The following is a 16,471-nucleotide window of genomic DNA, read 5'->3' as shown; positions in this document are numbered from 1 at the left end:
GGAGAACCGTCCCCGTGCTTCTTTCCGACGATCAAAGACATTCCCGAAATAGAAGGGTTTCCAAGTATACAAAAACAATTGATTAACTTATAAAAGTCACTGCAGATGGATCGGAATGTTTCCGTATAAGTACCTAAAACGCTAGGAAATGATAAAACGGTAACCCCGTTGATAAGAAGGAGGTTACCGTTTTTTTATTTTACAGGACCATTCGTGATCGCTGTCAGTTTTGAATTAATAGCAAATATTTTTGCGTTCACATTAGTTATTCCGAATCCTGCCAATCGTTTTGTATGCATCTCCATATATTTTCCAGCTGTTTCTTTCGTTTCAAATATATAAATTCCACCAGCCTCGTTTGTTTCGGGGCTTTCTGTCCAAATTTTCCATAGGAATCCTTCTTCCTTGTTGATGCTTTCTGCTAAATCGGCAAATGCATTTGCCATTTCATCCCCGAATGGTCCATCCATCGTAAAATCAACCTGTAAAACATACGCCATTTGAATTCTCCTTTTGTTGAATTATTTTTTCAGAAAATAGGTTTCGCCTAGAATTTCTTTTGCTTGATAATCATTTGATGAAAGCTCTTTTTCAACAAATGCGCGGATAGTTGTTTCTTCAACATCGTACATAATTTCAATCTCTTTTGAGAATAATAGTTTTTCCTTTTCAAGCAAACTTGAAAGTGTTGGTTGTTGAGATGGTTCGAGCTCATCCACATCCTGAACTTGTTTTAGCCCAGTAACATAGGACTCAAATGGGCGACCGCCAACAATTTTTACACCCTTATTCTCCTTGTTTACCATTACAATGGTTGGAAATCCTCTAGCGCCTAAGTTTGCAGCAAGCTTGAAATCTTCGTTCAATAATTGCTGGGCGCTCGGTAGTTCTGCTTCTTTTACAATTGCCTCACCATCAAGTCCAAGATCATTTACGGTTTCAATTAAAATGGATTTCTCTGCAATATTTTGATTAAACGCGAAAACCGCTTCTCTCACGCGTCGTAAAAATACAGAAGCTAACGCTTGATTTTGCTTTTGAATAACTTTATATACGCGTGATGGGGGATAGGATGAATGAACCGGATTGTCATACCAAAGGGTTCCATCAATTGGCATACGCGTTTGTTCCCCAACTTCTCTCCAGTGCCCAGCAACATCTGCTGGTCCTGAAATTCCGTTCGCTGTATCGGCAAAACCATCCCCCCATTTCTCCAATAATCCCCCCATCACCGTATGAAAGTTGAAATAATTGCCATATTGATGGACAAATCGACGAAGAACGGGTTCCAATGCCCAGCAATGCGAGCAAATAGGGTCTGTCACATAATATAGATCAATCTTTTTCTCCGGTTGATTCAAATCAATTACTTCCATATCTTCGCCACTAGCTACACCGCATACTCCTGTTTCTGTGTCACAAATCATATTATTGTTCGTCATTTTCTTTTTCCTCGCTTTCCATTGATATATCTACATCCATATAGACTCTAGCCCAATCCTGAATTGGTTTAAGACTATCCGCCAGTGCTATGCCTTTTTCTGTTAATCGATATGAAATGATAACAGGGGAACCAATTTCTACTATTTTATCGACTAATTTATTCTCTACAAGTTCCGTCAGCTTAAGGGAGAGTGCTCTGGACGTAATTCCGGACAAATCACGTTTTATATCCGAAAAATGAACCGTATAATTATTACATAAGGATAAATAATGGATGAGTTGGCCATTCCACTTTTTTCCTATTATTTGAAAGGAAGCTTCAATATAAGGGCAAACCTTCATTTGTACCACCTCTTTTTATCATTATATCAAGTATAAATAATATATCAAGTATAAAAATTATACTAAGTTTTGAAATTGGGTTTGGCTTGGATAAGAATGATGTCTGTATGTTATAATTACTTAATATCATGCTAATTATAAGGGGAAATTATTTATTGAAAACAGAAAAGGAAAAAATGTTAGATGGTGAGCTTTATGATGCTGCTGATCCCCAATTACTAGAAGAGAGAAAAAACGCTAGAAAACTTACGAGATTATATAATCAAACATTGGAAACAGAAGAGAACAAAAGGAACGAACTATTAAAGGAACTGTTCGGATCAACTGGAAATAATCTTTACATAGAACCAACGTTTCGATGTGATTATGGCAAAAATATTTATGTTGGAGAGAATTTCTATGCGAATTTTGACTGCGTATTTCTAGATGTCTGTAACATTCGAATCGGAAATAACTGTTTTATTGCTCCAGGGGTACATATCTATACAGCAACCCATCCACTAAACGCTTCCGAACGAATATCGGGAGTTGAATTTGGTAAGCCAGTAACGATTGGTCATCATGTCTGGATTGGCGGAAGGTCGATTATTAATCCAGGAGTTACTATAGGAAATGATGTGGTCATTGCTTCTGGTTCAGTTGTAACTAAAAATGTGCCCGATCAAGTAGTCGTTGGTGGAAATCCTGCACGAATCATAAAGAAAATATAAGAGTTGAGAGGAAGCGTGGTCATACAAATGGATGTACAATAAGTAAATTTATGTTAGAATTGCAAGCAAAATAAGAGAGGGGAATGATTTTGATTAAAAAATGGTTATTAAGTTTATCTATTGCTGTACTTGCTGTAGTAGTCGTTGCATGCAGTGATGAGGATGAAACAGCTAAAGATAATAATGAGAATGCAGAAACACAAGAGGAAGAGTCTAACAGTGATAGTGAAGAAGTTCCGGAAGGTGAGGAAGGAACAGAACAGCCGCAAATGCCTGAGCCTGACTTAGAAGGGGTTCCTGATGTTGTTGCAGAAGTAAATGGAGTAGAAATACCGAGAGAAGAATTTGAAACGAATTACACTGGGCAATTTCAGCAAGCCGCCATGCAATCTCAGATGACTGGAGAAGAAGTTGACCAGAATCAATTAAAAAAACGATTAGCAGAAAGTATGATAGGTCTTGAACTACTGAAGCAGGAGGCAGACAGGACTAATATTGAAGCTACACAAGAAGATATCGATCAAACATTAGATGAATTAGCAAAACAAAATGGACTTGAGTCAAAGGATGAGTTTTTGACTGCATTAAACGAACAAGGAATGGATGAAGAGGAAGTCATGTCTCAGCTAGACTTGCAAGTAAAAGTCGAAAAGCTTATCGCTAATGAAGCTGGTGAAATGGAGACAACTGACGAAGAGCTAGAGGTAATTTATGATCAGTTCAAAGCGCAGCAAGAGGAAATGAATGGTGAAGATGCAGAAGTACCATCTTTTGAAGATATGAAGCCACAACTTGAACAACAAGTAAAGGGTCAACAAGAAGCGGAAGCATATCAAACGTTAGTTGAAAAACTTCGTGAAGATGCAGACGTCACGAACTACTTATAATAGCTAATAACCAGGTTCAATACGATTGACCTGGTTTTTTAGTATGTAAATGGAAGCAAAAGAACCGTCCCCATGCTTCCTATCATATTTTAAAGGATGATGACGGATGAGCTATTGGTTTTCGAAAATGTATGACTCCTTCATGAAACCGCTCGAAAAAAGCCGGATAGGAAATATTCGCAAGCACCTTGTTTCACAGCAGATGGGGATTCTATTGGAGATTGGATCAGGGACAGGGGCTAATTTTCGTTATTATAAACAAGCGGAAAAGGTTGTTGCCGTCGAACCAGATGCTGCGATGATGGAACAGTCATTTACTAGAGTGAAAGAGGCCACGGTACCAATTGAACTGGTGAATGCTTCAGGTGAATGGTTACCATTTGAAGATAATAGCTTTGATGCTGCAGTCGGAACTTTGGTGCTATGTACTATACCTGATCCGAACCGGGCGCTAAAAGAAATCCGCCGTGTATGTAAACCAGGAGTCCCTATTTTATTTTTAGAACACGTCAGGACCGACAGTCCGTTGCTCGGTCCTCTACAGGATTGGTTGGCACCATTATGGAAGCGGCTATGTGATGGCTGTCATTTAAACCGTAACACACTTGAACTTATTCAACAAAATGGCTTTGAAGTGATAAAGGTGGAAAAGCATTATAAAAACATTTTTCTCGCTATTGAAGCGTCGAATGAAAAATAATCTTGCTGGTTTGTATTCCTGGAAACGAATTCCTTCAACCACATTAGTAGAAGGAATGTTTTAGAATTTACATACCGGCTGGAGAATTTCCGAATTGTCGTTCCAGATGGATATTATTTAAGAATTACATCAAGCAATTGGCTACAGTTCACCTTAAAAAGAATAGGTACCACAAATATTTGGATTTTGATTCATATAGGTGTTAATCTTAAAGTATAATTGAAAGGAGTGTTTTGTTATGGGAATATCCGTTCCAGAAATTACGCTTAATGATGGTGTTACATTGCCGGTTGTCGGTCTTGGTACATATAAACTTAATGGAAATGAGGGTGCTACTGCGATAAATAGTGCAATTGACGCAGGTTATCGACTAATTGATTCCGCTTATAATTATGAAAATGAAGGAACTGTAGGTGAAGCTGTTCGTCGCAGTACGGTTCCAAGGGAAGAATTAAGAATTACATCCAAATTACCTGGTCGTTATCAAGCGTACGATAAAGCGGTCACTACTATTCAAGAATCTTTATATCGTGCAAATTTGGATTATTATGATTTATATCTAATTCATTGGCCAAATCCGAAACAAAATGATTATGTAGAAGCATGGCAGGCATTAATTGATGCTAAAAAATGGGGATTGATCCGTTCGATTGGAGTTTGTAATTTCTTACCTGAACATTTGCAGCGTTTAGAAAAGGAAACGGGTGTGATGCCAAGTATTAACCAAATAGAATTACATCCGTTTTTCAACCAGGAAGAACAAAGAAAGTGGCATGAAGAGAATAATGTGCAGACCCAATCCTGGAGTCCATTAGCTCGAGTAAATCATGTTTTAGAAAATGAAACACTGCGAAATATTGCAGAACATCATAACAAGACCGTTTCACAAGTTATTTTACGTTGGCATCATCAACTTGGATCAATTCCAATTCCTAAATCTTCATCACCTGAACGACAACTTGATAATATATCAATTTTTGATTTTTCTTTAAGTGAAACAGATATGAGTGAGATTGCAACACTAACTCTCCCAAACGGCAGACAGAAAGATCAAGATCCAGCTATTTACGAAGAATTTTAAGTATTAGGAAGCACGGGGACGGTTCTTTTGCTTCCGTTTTTAAGAGGATGATGGAAGCAGGAGAACGTCGTCCCCGTGCTTCTCAATCTTCTTTTTCTACTAAAAATGATATTATCATAAATAACAAAAATGCTAATAATAATAGGGAGCCACCAATAATGAAAAGGACCATGGCTAGGGTTTGATTCATATTAAAAGGATTTATACTGTACATCCACATTCCGAAAGTTAACCCGAAAGCTCCTGTCATTGCGAGGTAACTGTGAAGGCTAACAAGTTTTTTGTACCGGACTTTATAGACTTTGTAAAAGATCCCCCATGCAAAAACGGATAACCAACCGACCAATAATATATGCGCATGAATTGGTCGAAGTGAATAATCCATGCTACCTGACATCTGTGAACCTATGAATGTACCAATGAATCCAAAAATAGTTGCAAATCGTATTAAACGTATACTCCAGACTTTCTCCACAACTAGATCCTCCTTTGTCTATTCATTATGCAAACTTTTTATATTTCTCTCACTATTGTACCTGAGAATCGGTCATGAGGAAGAATCGATCCATCTTGTTTCTCGAATTCTTTATGGTTTTTCAAGTAATCCAGCGTGCTTAAGGTATCCCGATAAGCCATGCGTTTCATGATTTGGCGCGATGTTAGGTCTGAACCATCTTCATTTTCAAGAACAAGTCCGATCTTTTTGTAACCAATCGTTTGACCAGTCTTACGTAACTGGGTGTATTCTAGTGTCCATAATACGATGGTCGGCGTAATCAAAATATGAACCATTTCATTTTTTACCTTTTTTCTTAGAAAATACTCAACACCAGCAGTCACTGCACTTGATATCGCCATGTCTAGCAGAAATCCCCCTGTACGTTTTTTCGTAATAGCTTTCATTAAAATCCTCCTCCAGCTTTTGTCTATCTATAATACTACGAACAACAACGGAAATAAGTTTCAATCAATTTAGGAAGCACGGGGACGGTTCTCCTGCTTCCTCGTACATTGTATTTAGATGAAGGGGATACATTTGGGTATTATTAGTATTCTTTTTAGTTGAAACTATATTGCTTCTGGTTCGTATGTAATGTATGTATGAAGAACATGAAAACATGCGTGATAGGAAGCATGCTACCCTTGGATAATATTTTAATGGTAGTGGAAACTAAGTAGGATGAATTTTTATAGAGAACAAAAAAATTAGAAGTAAAGAAGGAGATAGGATGTCGAACGGAGAAGAAATCACTAAAACAGGATGGAACTTGGACAATAGTTATGCTCGTTTACCGGAATTATTTTTTAAGAGCCTAACTCCTAACCCTGTACATGCATCGAGATTAGTCATTTTCAATAATCAGTTGGCAACATCGCTTGGGTTGAATGTCCAGGAGCTGATCAGCGATGATGGGATTGCAATTCTTGCTGGTAATCGGACTCCTGAAGGTTCTTTGCCACTTGCTCAAGCTTATGCAGGACATCAATTCGGAAATTTCACCATGTTAGGAGATGGTAGGGCGATGCTGTTCGGAGAGCAAATTACTCCGTACGATGAGCGGGTTGATATTCAGCTCAAAGGATCAGGCAGAACACCGTACTCACGCGGGGGCGATGGACGCGCTGCACTCGGACCGATGCTTCGCGAGTATATTATCAGTGAGGCAATGCATGCGCTTGGTATTCCAACTACGCGCAGCCTGGCAGTGGTTACGACGGGAGAGGCAATCAAGCGCGAAACGGAATTGCCTGGTGCAATTATGACACGTGTGGCTGACAGTCACCTGCGCGTCGGCACTTTTGAATATGCGGCAAACTGGGGCACGAAAGCGGATCTTCGGGTTCTCGCTGATTATGCATTGCAACGGCATTTTCCGGAAATGGAGCATGTTCCGAACCGCTATCTCTCTCTGCTACAGGAAGTGATTAAGCGTCAGGCTAAGTTGATTGCACAATGGCAATTAGTAGGTTTTATCCATGGGGTAATGAATACCGACAACATGGCGATTAGTGGAGAAACGATTGATTATGGTCCGTGCGCCTTTATGGATATTTATGACCCTAAAACAGTCTTTAGTTCCATTGATGTTCAAGGCCGCTATTCCTATGGAAATCAGCCGGGGATTGCTGGCTGGAACCTCACACGCTTTGCTGAAACGCTATTGCCATTGTTGCATGAAAATAAGGAGCAGGCTCTTGAACTGGCTCAAAATGCAATTTCAGAATTTCCGGATCTGTATCGTTCCAAGTGGCTTGAGGGAATGCGAGCAAAACTGGGGTTATTTAATGAGGAAACAGAGGATGCGTCATTGATTGATGACCTGCTCCAAATGATGCAAACGCATCGTGCGGATTATACGAATACCTTCCTTGCGTTAACATTTGACACACCGGAGGATTTTGTCCTGTTCGGTACTGCAGAATTTGTGCAATGGCATGAGTTGTGGCAGGCGAGACTGGGAAGGCAGAAAGAATCGAAGGCGGCCTCCAATGAGATGATGCGAAACAGTAATCCTGCAGTAATTCCTCGGAATCACCGGGTAGAAGCTGCATTGGAAGCCGCAGTAAAACAGGGAGACTATCGTGTGGTGGAGCAACTTCTTCATGTTCTTTCAAATCCATACGCACACTCACCCGAACAAGCTGATTACTCGAAACCACCAGCAAAATCAACCCAACCATACCAAACATATTGCGGTACATGACTGGAAGCACGGGGACGGTTCTCTTGCTTCCATCACATCATCACGCCTTTAGGAAGCAAAAGAACCGTCCCTATGCTTCCTACCTTACATAGAGGGAGGTTAAACGATGCTAAAAATCGGTGTTCCTATGTTTGTGTTAATCTTGATAGTTATACTGGCTTATATACTAAGTAAGCAACTAAAGAGAGAATGGACATATGTTGTTTGGGGAATTGCGACCATCGTACCTATAGCACCTTTGTTATCCTGGATTATTTCATATTTATACGCATATTATGAAGGTGATGGTTTTGCAGGTATAGCACTTTTTGGGATCTTGTTACCACTCCTTTTTCTGCTCGGCTTGGTTTTAATTGCCATCGGTATTTATAGAGTAGTAAGGAAGAAGGGTTCGGTATGAAGAAGTTGAAAAACTATAAAAAGGTATCGATCATCTGCTTACTTATTAGTATAACCGTTTGGGTTCCGAATATTATTTTTCAAATACCAGCTCCATTTTGGTTGGTATCTTTTCTCATTGCCCCGATTGGTATACTGTTTGCATTCTTTGCAAAGAAAACTTGGTTAATCCTAGCAAACATAGCAATGTTCTTCAGCTTTTTTATTTTTATGTTCATAGGTTATCTCTTTTATTATATGGCTGATTGAAGTTAAAAGATGAAAGCACGGGGACGGTTCTCTTGCTTCCTAAATGGAAGCAGAAGAACCGTCCCCGTGCTTCCTGATTGGAAAAGAAACTGAAACTCTGTATAAGAAAACTGACGATTAATATCAACGTAATAGAAAAAAGATGATGGACAAAATAAGAAGTACACGGGCAAAATCCAGATAGATCAGCATTTTATTTTTGGTAGCTAATCCGCGACCACACCTCCAGGGCAGTGTCTCAGCGATTGCCATCCCACTCAGTACATCCCCAAAACGGGAAACCCCGGCAAGTAAGTAATAGCGTATTCTTTTGATTGCAAAATTTCTTATACGAGAAATAAATTACCTCTTTCTCATCGTAACGGATAAAGAGGCGATTATCTCCTCAAATATTGCTAAGAAAAAGAGCAATATTATTATCTATTAATCATTCTAACCACAGATATTAGTCAATATTGTTTGACTATCGAAAATACTGTCATCCTATTTAAAAATGATCATGTATTCGGAACATCATCCAATATACCACGTTTTCTCGCTGTAGCCTTTTTCCCATGCAGAAAATAGTAGAGGAAAATGGATAGAAATACAATGACAGCCATTGTTAAGTACATTCCCCGATATCCCACAAGTGGTACGATAAAGCCAATGAGGAATGGTCCAATTCCCATGCCACTATCCATACATATGTAAAAGGTGGATGCTGCCAGGCCTACACGATGTTTTGGTGATTCTTTTACAGCAATAGCCTGTGCACTGGACATCATTGTTCCAAATCCAAGCGCAAGCAATGCACCAGACAAGAGAAGAATGAATCCGCTTTGTGCCTGACTGAGCAGAAATAAACTCAATGTAAACAGGACCAGGGCTGGATAAATAATAATATTATCTCCTTTTATATCCTGCAATCGACCAGCGATTGGCCTGGAGATAATCAAGAATACAGCATAGACAATAAAGAAGACACTTGCTGCATCTTCCAATTGAATATCAATGGCATAGGAATTAATAAAGGAAACAATTCCTGAATAAGCAATACCCATTAACACCATCATAATTGAAATTGGCAGGGCCTTCTTTTCAAAGAAATCTTTTAACTTAAATCCGGACTTCATCGCTTGTAGTTGATCCGCTGTAATTTCTGCTTTAGGTATCTTTGTAAATAACGTAATGAGAATTGTAATGATGGAAAATACCGTACAAACGACAAATATCATACTGAAATCTGTATGCTGCGTAATAAATAATCCAAGGAATGGACCGATAGCTGTTGCTGCGGAAGCACTCAACATATAATAACTTGTTCCTTCACCTTTACGCTCCATTGGGATCATGTCCATCGCAGCAGCTGACATTGCTGTGCTCGCGCTTCCGAAAGCCGCTCCATGGATAAAACGAACGAGTAATAATAGATTTAAATTCGAAACAGGGAAGTATAGGATTGTAGCAATCAAGAATAATAGCAAACTACCATATAATAACTTTCTTCGCCCAACTACTTCTATGTATTTCCCTGCAAAGAGCCTCGAAAATACAGCACCAATAATAAAGATGCTCGCCGCGAGTCCTGCTTTACTTTGGGAAGCATTAAATTCTTCAATAGCATACACGGCCAGCGTCGTCATTAACAAATAAAAACTCAAGCCCACAAAAAAGTTCGCAGAAGAAATAATAACAAAATCCTTAGTCCATAGCTTTGGTTTACTCAATCTCTGTTCCTCCAATTGCAAACTAAATAATAGGGCAAAAACAAACACCTATGCTCTATTTTACCTGAACAGATGGAATTCTGCTTAATATATGAATTTGAATATTTTAGGAAGCACGGGGACGGTTCTCTTGCTTCTTGAAATTTGTTGTTTATTAATCATGAGTAAACTGGTATGATTAATATTATTAATAAATAATTGAATGGATAAAACATATAGGGAGTGAAACTTTAATGCTAAATAAATATCCAGTAATCTCAGGTGCAGAACAGTTTTATAGGAAGCGGGGACAAACGGGGATTCTTATTTCCCATGGTTTTATGGGGACCCCGCAAAGTGTACAATATATCGGTGAAAAGCTTGCAAATAACGGATACTCTGTTCTTGCTCCAAGGTTAGAAGGCCATGGAACGCATTATTATGATCTGGAGAGATGCGATTATAACGAATGGTTTGAGTCATTGGAGAGAGGATACCATGAATTAAAACAACACTGTACAACTATTTTGGTTATGGGGCAATCCATGGGTGGAACATTGGCACTTTGGCTTGCTCAAAAATACAAGGATGTAGAGGGCGTTATTTTAGTTAATCCAGCACTAACACTTCCTTCCTATGCGTATTTGAGAGAAAAAACAGAACCGAGGTTTATCGATGAAGGGGTACCAGATATTAAAGCAGAAGATGTTCATGAAATAACGTATTCTAAAATCCCAATCAGTGCGATCCATCAACTGCAAGAATTAATGGAACAGACACCTCGAATACTTCCAGAAATTAATTGTCCCGTTCTTGGCATTAAATCAACGGTGGACCATGTTGTGCCACCTGAAAACACAGATTATATTTTGAATCATGTAGGATCCGAAATAAAACAAAGGATCATCTTGGAAAATTCCTATCATGTAGCATCTCTGGACAATGACAAAGAGCAAATTGCAAAAGGTTGTCACGATTTTGTTCAACATCTGGTTGGGTTGAAAGTGCCGTATTAATTATTTATGTTTGTATGTACCTTTAAAGCTTTAACCTAAAAGGTCTAGATAATGAACATAGAACATGTAAATCACTTTGGAAGTATCAACAAAGCTGAGATTTTCCTAACCGTCTGTATCATTGTTGGGAGGACAGTAGTAACAGGCTGGTATTGCGAGAGTAGAAAGCACGGGGACGGTTCTTGCATACGCGAAATCGGTCAAGGGCATGAGATCTCCAATATATTCTATGCAATAGGTAAAGTAGATAGAACCAATTCCTTAAAATATATTTAATTTTTAATATAGTGTGATAATTTGTAATCTTCTCTTAAACAAGCTGTAACCACAGATAGGATTTTGCGTGTTACGATAAGACTTGTCAATAATAAAAGGGGGACTACAAATGAAAAAGTTAGTAGCCGCATTTATAGGGTTGATCATGGTAAGTATTGCTGTGACGTCGGTGTCAGCAGCTGAATATGAAGTACATAAGGGAGATAGTCTTTGGAAAATAGCAAATGAAAATACTACAACTGTGGAAACGTTAATGGAAATAAATGAACTGAAATCTTCTTTGATTCATCCGAAACAAGTATTGAAGCTGGAAGAAAAAGAAGCGACAACAGAGTTTTATATTGTTCAAGAAGGAGATACCTTGATCCATATTCGTAGTGCACATGGTGATGACGTATCGGTGGAGGAACTGAAAGCGTGGAATAATCTTTCTTCTGACCTAATTATCACGGGTCAGAAATTGATCGTGAATGAAGCCGCAGAAGCTGAAAAGGTAGAAGAAGAATCTTCGGGGCAAACAGCAAATATCGAATCTGAGGACCTTGAAAAAGAAAAGGTTAAAATAACAACGGCTAGCAGTGAAGAAGTAAGTGAGCCGGAAGTAGAGACAGCTGAGATACATGCACAGCAAGCAGAAGAAAAGGCTGAACCGAAAGAACAGGTAGCAGAAACTAAAACGGAACAACAAGTTAACGGTAGAACGTTTGCTGTTGAGTCAACAGCATATACTGCAGGATGTAATGGTTGCTCCGGTATTACCGCAACTGGAATAAATCTGAATAACGACCGATATGCAAAAGTGATTGCCGTTGATCCCAATGTTATCCCGCTAGGCACGCAAGTTTATGTTGAAGGCTATGGATATGCCGTGGCCGGTGATACCGGTGGTGCGATTAAGGGAAATAAAATAGATGTCCATCTACCAACCAAATCCGAAGCCTACAGCTGGGGCAGAAAGATGGTTAACATTACCGTTATAGAGTAATTAGGAAGCATGGGGACGGTTCTCCTGCTTCCTTGTAACAAAACAGTTTCTATTCAAATATGTAAAAAATGCTTATCCTCATATCGCATGAGGATAAGCATTTTTTTATTCAGATTCGTATGGAGATGCTTGTTGCGTCTGTAGCGCGCTTTGAACTTGGCTTACTGATGTTTGTGCTTGCGCAATTTCAGCAGTAGCTTGTTTTATCGCTTCTTGAGCCAATGCTTGATCAGATGTCGACTTTTCAATCGCTTGGGTTAACAATTCCTGTGTTAATGCAACATTTGCTTTGGCTTGGCTTAATTGATTTACATCAATTTGTTGAGGCATTCATATCTCTCCCTTAAGATAATTTTACATACAAATATAGCTTTTACATTTTTTCAAAAGATATTAGTATTTATTATAAAATTATTTGGAAGTAATCATGAAATGCAAGCTAATCTAAAGTATCAATCACACTCCATTTGTACATGATAAACGAATGAGGAGGTGTGACTCATGGCACAAGATGTTCTTTGTGAAGTTAATAATTGTACGTATTGGGGACCAGGTAACAAATGTCATGCGAAAGCAATTTATGTAGTAAGTCATAAGGGTAAACAAGCATCCAATAGTGAAGAAACAGACTGCAAAACATTTATACCGAAAATTTAAGTTTTAAGGGGGAACCATAATGGTGGTTGCCCTTCTTATATTTAATACGATCTTATACATAAATTAGCATTATTTAAAGCCTCTCTCCAAAGAGTTTAAATCTTTTAGTGGGGTGGCCAAATGAAACCATTTCACAAAATTACTCTCTTTTCCCATATTTGTTTCATATCTATTCCACGATTTACTTTTAAAATGCAGGTATGAGAGAAATGCAAAATAAATGCAAAATTTCTAAAATCATTGATTATAAATGAGAGTGTGGTGAAAACATTGTATTTAATCAGTTTGTATGGGTTAAGCCAGATCATTGACGTTCCGCGACATACAGTGAAAAAATGGATCGATGAATATGAAATCTATATTCCAAAAGCAAAAATCAATGATGTCACCTATTTTGAATTGGAAGCAATTGATGTATTAAAATTTATAAAAATATATACAGAACAAAAGCTGGAAAAAATAAAAATAGAAAATATGTTAGCAAACACTACATTTGTCTTGACAGAGAATCTGTAAAGGAAGCAAGAGAACCGTCCCTATGCTTCCTGACTACAAATCCAATAATAATAGCATAAGTTTGTTTATCAACATGGCTCCCATGAAAGAAATTCCAAGTATACTTTTACCAGAAACGTACAATGCAGCTGATGCTAAGCTGAATACTCCGATTTGAAGTATCGTTCGTAAGGGGTCTCTGTTATAGGGTAGGTTGCTTTAGGAGCTAAGAAGAGCCCCCAGACAAATGCGATGAGGATGGGTGTACTTATCCCTAATAAAACTTTAATAAAAATGCCTTTATCCACATGGAACCCCCAGTAGGAAAATGCTATTAGGGCTGCTATTTCCAATAAAAACAAGGAAGTATATAATATAATTTCCATAAAAAACATCAAACTCAGCACCTCTCTATATATAGGAAGCATAGGGACGGTTCTCATGCTTTCTTAGTCATTTTACGAATGTAAGCTTCTAATTGTTCTGCAGGTTTGTAAACGGTGTTTCCATGACAAACTTCCAGTTGCTTCGGCTTTAGTTCTTCCACGATGGTGCTGCTTTTGACAGCTTCTTTCATATTTCCGGTAAACAGTGCCATCGGTTTGTGCAGTTTTCCTTTTCTAGAGGTGAAAAGATCTCCTGCTAATAGCACTTGATCCTCTGCGTGGTAATAGACAACATGGCCCGGAGAATGACCGGGAGTAAAGTAGGGCGTAAGACTGGAAACGGAAATCAGCCTTCCTTGTTCATCTGTTTCGAGTGGCTGAACAATTCCTTTTTTAACATTCTTTTCAAATTTCTTTCTCCGCGGATAAAGCCGGTCACCTTCCATAAATGGGATTTCAATATGATGCGCATAAACAGATATTTTCCTTTCTTGTATAATCTTGTTTAATGCACCAACATGATCAATATGTCCGTGTGTCAGCAAGATACGATTTAATGGGCCGGCATCCAGCTGTTTCACAAATTTCATTATTTTTGTTGCCATCAGTGGCATTCCTGCATCGACGAGTGTGATGCCTTCATCATCTGTAACGACCCATACGTGGACCGTTATTCCAATCCAACTTTTCAAGCTCCAAATATGGTCAGAAACTTTTTTTGCTTCCATCTCTATTCTCCCCTTGATTTATTTTTTCTTTAAATCCTGAAATAAGAATTTCCACTGTAAGGTCAAACGTTGGTGTTAACCTTTCCATTAAAGTTTCCGTAGGTTCATGTTGATAGGAATAGGTGCTTAAAATCCCATATAAGTTGTAGAAGAAAATACGTGAGAAGGCTACTAACTGTTCATCATCTGGTAATGACAAACATTGTTGGAGTAGCTGTTTCATAATCGCGAATATCTCTAGGCGCAATTTATTAATTTCTAGCTCTGGTTCCTGTTCATCTATTCTAGTTGACTTAACATTAATAAAAAGAGAGTAGAGGCTTTTATTCGATAAACAAAAATGTATAAATTCGTTGCAGATTCCTTTTAGTTTATCTTCCGATGTTAGAGAGTCCATTTCTATAGTCCGAAGCATATTTTGTTTCAAATCTTTCAGAAAAGGCATAGAGAGTTCGTGTAGCAATGCTTCCTTGTCCTTGAAGTATAGATAGATGGTTGTATGCGAACAATCCGCTTTCTTAGCGATTTCTCTAATTGATATGGCATCATACCCCTTCTCAGCGAAAAGTTTCCCCGCAGTAATAAGAATTTTTTGCTTTGTCTCCTGAGAGCGTTTTGTTTTCATCGATACGATTCACTCATTTCTTAAAAATCAATAACTAACCACTGGTTATAATATAATCAGTGGTTAGTTATTTGTCAATAGGTGATAAAAATTAGTTTGGATTTTTGATTAAACAGGAAGCAAAAGAACCGTCCCCATGCTTCCTGTTTAATCAAAAGGGGGAGGCAGAGAAAAAATAACCCCTCACGGCCTGGTTAGAGCACATGAGGGGTTATTTTTTTGTTTGTTCCTATTTTAATTATGGATAATATAGCTCAGAATTATTTCTTTGTTACTACGGCTTATCCTAGATTAAGCAACTTCTTCCTTTGTCTTTGGGCCAGTGATTAATTTTGCTTGAATTAATCGTTGTCTCACCGTTATTCCGATCCAACTTGCTAAATATGCTTTTATCAACCCTACAACGATAAATGGATACACACCTGCTACGATGGCTGCATTCCATCCTAAATCCAGTACAAGTTTTAATTGAACGGTACCGAATAAGAGCGTGACAATCATTCCAACAATATTGGCAAGAAACGCCATCCGAATGGTGAACTTCGTCTTTTCCAGAATGAGACCAGTGACATATGCTGCAGCAATAAAACCGAAAATATATCCTCCTGATGGTCCCACTAGAACTTGCGGACCTCCACTGAATCCTGCGAAAACAGGAAGACCAACCGCACCAATGGCCGCATAACAAACCATCGCCAACGCGCCATGACGGCTACCAAGAATAGTCGCTGCAATACCGACAGCCAAGGTTTGTCCACTAATTGGTATGAGCGGTAATGGGATTTCAATTTGTGCTAAAATTGCAGTAATTGCAGCAAAAATGGAACACTTAAGAAGTATTCGAAGTCGCTCACTTTTTTTGTTCATTTTAATACTCAGCTCCCTATTGATTTCTAAAAATTCTATGTATTTTTCTTACTATTTGAATTATAAGTTATGTTATCTTTGATTGTCAACCTAAAATATTATTAAGTTGACAGTTAGTTACAAGGTAGGGCTTTGTATTTTCAATAGAGTTTAACTGAAATATCTGATGTGCCAAGGTTTAGATGGACATAATTTGTACATAAAGTGTTGAAAAACAGTGATTCAAATCACA

23 protein-coding genes are annotated in these 16,471 nt (G+C 38.3%); 11 read left to right on the top strand and 12 right to left on the bottom strand.

The features are described from left to right. Window positions 1-194: 194 nt before the first annotated feature. Genes ACHABU_RS03050 through ACHABU_RS03040 form a run of 3 tightly spaced genes read right to left on the bottom strand, consistent with a single transcriptional unit; the run spans window position 195 to window position 1,785 of the window. On the bottom strand, window positions 195-500 hold the full coding sequence (locus ACHABU_RS03050) for a monooxygenase (protein ID WP_435762102.1): 306 nt from the start codon (window positions 498-500) through the stop codon (window positions 195-197). A gap of 21 nt (window positions 501-521) precedes the next feature. Next, window positions 522-1,442, bottom strand: coding sequence for a DsbA family protein (locus ACHABU_RS03045; RefSeq protein WP_435762100.1), 921 nt, complete (start codon window positions 1,440-1,442; stop codon window positions 522-524). Next, window positions 1,429-1,785: a winged helix-turn-helix transcriptional regulator gene (locus ACHABU_RS03040; protein WP_435762098.1), complete on the bottom strand. Its 357-nt coding sequence runs from the start codon at window positions 1,783-1,785 to the stop codon at window positions 1,429-1,431. Before ACHABU_RS03040 ends, ACHABU_RS03045 begins: the two co-directional genes overlap by 14 nt. Window positions 1,786-1,940: 155 nt before the next feature. On the opposite strand from ACHABU_RS03040, the gene ACHABU_RS03035 reads away from it, so the two are divergent. From ACHABU_RS03035 to ACHABU_RS03020, 4 genes are all read left to right on the top strand, one after another. Next, window positions 1,941-2,495, top strand: coding sequence for a maltose acetyltransferase domain-containing protein (locus tag ACHABU_RS03035; RefSeq protein ID WP_435762096.1), 555 nt, complete (start codon window positions 1,941-1,943; stop codon window positions 2,493-2,495). An 83-nt stretch (window positions 2,496-2,578) separates the two neighbouring features. Continuing rightward, window positions 2,579-3,382 carry a SurA N-terminal domain-containing protein gene (locus tag ACHABU_RS03030; RefSeq protein WP_435762094.1) on the top strand — a complete coding sequence of 268 codons (804 nt, stop codon included), beginning with the start codon at window positions 2,579-2,581 and terminating at the stop codon, window positions 3,380-3,382. 106 nt (window positions 3,383-3,488) lie between these two features. Further along, a complete protein-coding gene (locus ACHABU_RS03025; RefSeq protein ID WP_435762092.1) occupies window positions 3,489-4,082 on the top strand; it encodes a class I SAM-dependent methyltransferase in 594 nt (197 codons plus the stop codon). A 238-nt stretch (window positions 4,083-4,320) separates the two neighbouring features. Further along, entirely contained in the window at window positions 4,321-5,163 is an 843-nt protein-coding gene (locus ACHABU_RS03020) for an aldo/keto reductase (protein WP_435762090.1), read from the top strand. 82 nt (window positions 5,164-5,245) lie between these two features. Here ACHABU_RS03020 and ACHABU_RS03015 read toward each other — a convergent pair whose 3' ends face one another. Both ACHABU_RS03015 and ACHABU_RS03010 read right to left on the bottom strand, forming a co-directional pair. Beyond that, window positions 5,246-5,638, bottom strand: a complete 393-nt coding sequence (locus tag ACHABU_RS03015; RefSeq protein ID WP_435762088.1) for a hypothetical protein — start codon at window positions 5,636-5,638, stop codon at window positions 5,246-5,248. Between the two features lie 38 nt (window positions 5,639-5,676). After that, the gene (locus tag ACHABU_RS03010) at window positions 5,677-6,066 is read right to left on the bottom strand and encodes an RDD family protein (protein WP_435762086.1); all 390 of its coding nucleotides are present in this window, start codon (window positions 6,064-6,066) and stop codon (window positions 5,677-5,679) included. A 326-nt stretch (window positions 6,067-6,392) separates the two neighbouring features. Here ACHABU_RS03010 and ACHABU_RS03005 point away from each other — a divergent pair, with 326 nt between their 5' ends. Both ACHABU_RS03005 and ACHABU_RS03000 read left to right on the top strand, forming a co-directional pair. Beyond that, window positions 6,393-7,868, top strand: a complete 1,476-nt coding sequence (locus tag ACHABU_RS03005) for a protein adenylyltransferase SelO (protein ID WP_435762084.1) — start codon at window positions 6,393-6,395, stop codon at window positions 7,866-7,868. 106 nt (window positions 7,869-7,974) lie between these two features. Then, window positions 7,975-8,268, top strand: a complete 294-nt coding sequence (locus tag ACHABU_RS03000; protein ID WP_435762082.1) for a hypothetical protein — start codon at window positions 7,975-7,977, stop codon at window positions 8,266-8,268. A gap of 79 nt (window positions 8,269-8,347) precedes the next feature. Here the strand turns inward: ACHABU_RS03000 and ACHABU_RS02995 are convergent, their stop codons facing one another. Both ACHABU_RS02995 and ACHABU_RS02990 read right to left on the bottom strand, forming a co-directional pair. Beyond that, window positions 8,348-8,485, bottom strand: a complete 138-nt coding sequence (locus ACHABU_RS02995; protein ID WP_435762081.1) for a hypothetical protein — start codon at window positions 8,483-8,485, stop codon at window positions 8,348-8,350. Between the two features lie 528 nt (window positions 8,486-9,013). Continuing rightward, window positions 9,014-10,225, bottom strand: a complete 1,212-nt coding sequence (locus tag ACHABU_RS02990; protein WP_435762079.1) for an MFS transporter — start codon at window positions 10,223-10,225, stop codon at window positions 9,014-9,016. Between the two features lie 233 nt (window positions 10,226-10,458). On the opposite strand from ACHABU_RS02990, the gene ACHABU_RS02985 reads away from it, so the two are divergent. The 3 genes from ACHABU_RS02985 to ACHABU_RS02975 all read left to right on the top strand — a co-directional run bounded on the left by ACHABU_RS02985 (window position 10,459) and on the right by ACHABU_RS02975 (window position 12,481). Next, complete coding sequence (locus ACHABU_RS02985) at window positions 10,459-11,220, top strand: alpha/beta hydrolase (RefSeq protein WP_435762077.1); 762 nt, start codon at window positions 10,459-10,461, stop codon at window positions 11,218-11,220. Between the two features lie 51 nt (window positions 11,221-11,271). Beyond that, window positions 11,272-11,496, top strand: coding sequence for a hypothetical protein (locus ACHABU_RS02980; protein ID WP_435762076.1), 225 nt, complete (start codon window positions 11,272-11,274; stop codon window positions 11,494-11,496). A 109-nt stretch (window positions 11,497-11,605) separates the two neighbouring features. Beyond that, on the top strand, window positions 11,606-12,481 hold the full coding sequence (locus ACHABU_RS02975; protein WP_435762074.1) for a LysM peptidoglycan-binding domain-containing protein: 876 nt from the start codon (window positions 11,606-11,608) through the stop codon (window positions 12,479-12,481). Window positions 12,482-12,586: 105 nt separating this feature from the next. On the opposite strand, the gene ACHABU_RS02970 is transcribed toward ACHABU_RS02975, so the two are convergent. Continuing rightward, the gene (locus ACHABU_RS02970) at window positions 12,587-12,811 is read right to left on the bottom strand and encodes a hypothetical protein (protein WP_435762072.1); all 225 of its coding nucleotides are present in this window, start codon (window positions 12,809-12,811) and stop codon (window positions 12,587-12,589) included. 171 nt (window positions 12,812-12,982) lie between these two features. Here ACHABU_RS02970 and ACHABU_RS02965 point away from each other — a divergent pair, with 171 nt between their 5' ends. Together ACHABU_RS02965 and ACHABU_RS02960 are read left to right on the top strand one after the other, a co-directional pair. Next, window positions 12,983-13,138 carry a DUF1540 domain-containing protein gene (locus tag ACHABU_RS02965; RefSeq protein ID WP_379494937.1) on the top strand — a complete coding sequence of 52 codons (156 nt, stop codon included), beginning with the start codon at window positions 12,983-12,985 and terminating at the stop codon, window positions 13,136-13,138. A gap of 261 nt (window positions 13,139-13,399) precedes the next feature. Beyond that, window positions 13,400-13,654, top strand: a complete 255-nt coding sequence (locus tag ACHABU_RS02960; protein ID WP_435762070.1) for a MerR family transcriptional regulator — start codon at window positions 13,400-13,402, stop codon at window positions 13,652-13,654. Window positions 13,655-13,788: 134 nt separating this feature from the next. Here the strand turns inward: ACHABU_RS02960 and ACHABU_RS02955 are convergent, their stop codons facing one another. The 4 genes from ACHABU_RS02955 to ACHABU_RS02940 all read right to left on the bottom strand — a co-directional run bounded on the left by ACHABU_RS02955 (window position 13,789) and on the right by ACHABU_RS02940 (window position 16,239). Then, the gene (locus ACHABU_RS02955; protein ID WP_435762356.1) at window positions 13,789-14,019 is read right to left on the bottom strand and encodes a YrdB family protein; all 231 of its coding nucleotides are present in this window, start codon (window positions 14,017-14,019) and stop codon (window positions 13,789-13,791) included. A gap of 53 nt (window positions 14,020-14,072) precedes the next feature. Further along, window positions 14,073-14,747 carry an MBL fold metallo-hydrolase gene (locus tag ACHABU_RS02950; protein WP_435762068.1) on the bottom strand — a complete coding sequence of 225 codons (675 nt, stop codon included), beginning with the start codon at window positions 14,745-14,747 and terminating at the stop codon, window positions 14,073-14,075. Further along, the gene (locus ACHABU_RS02945) at window positions 14,725-15,372 is read right to left on the bottom strand and encodes a TetR/AcrR family transcriptional regulator (RefSeq protein ID WP_435762066.1); all 648 of its coding nucleotides are present in this window, start codon (window positions 15,370-15,372) and stop codon (window positions 14,725-14,727) included. Before ACHABU_RS02945 ends, ACHABU_RS02950 begins: the two co-directional genes overlap by 23 nt. Before the next feature lie 291 nt (window positions 15,373-15,663). Then, window positions 15,664-16,239: a biotin transporter BioY gene (locus ACHABU_RS02940; RefSeq protein WP_435762064.1), complete on the bottom strand. Its 576-nt coding sequence runs from the start codon at window positions 16,237-16,239 to the stop codon at window positions 15,664-15,666. Between the last annotated feature and the right edge of the window lie 232 nt (window positions 16,240-16,471).

The organism is Oceanobacillus sp. CF4.6, from assembly GCF_051262635.1.
Taxonomy (GTDB): Bacteria; Bacillota; Bacilli; order Bacillales; family Amphibacillaceae; genus Oceanobacillus.
Note: the sequence above shows the minus strand (reverse complement) of the source record. Positions and strands in the feature narration are given on the sequence as shown.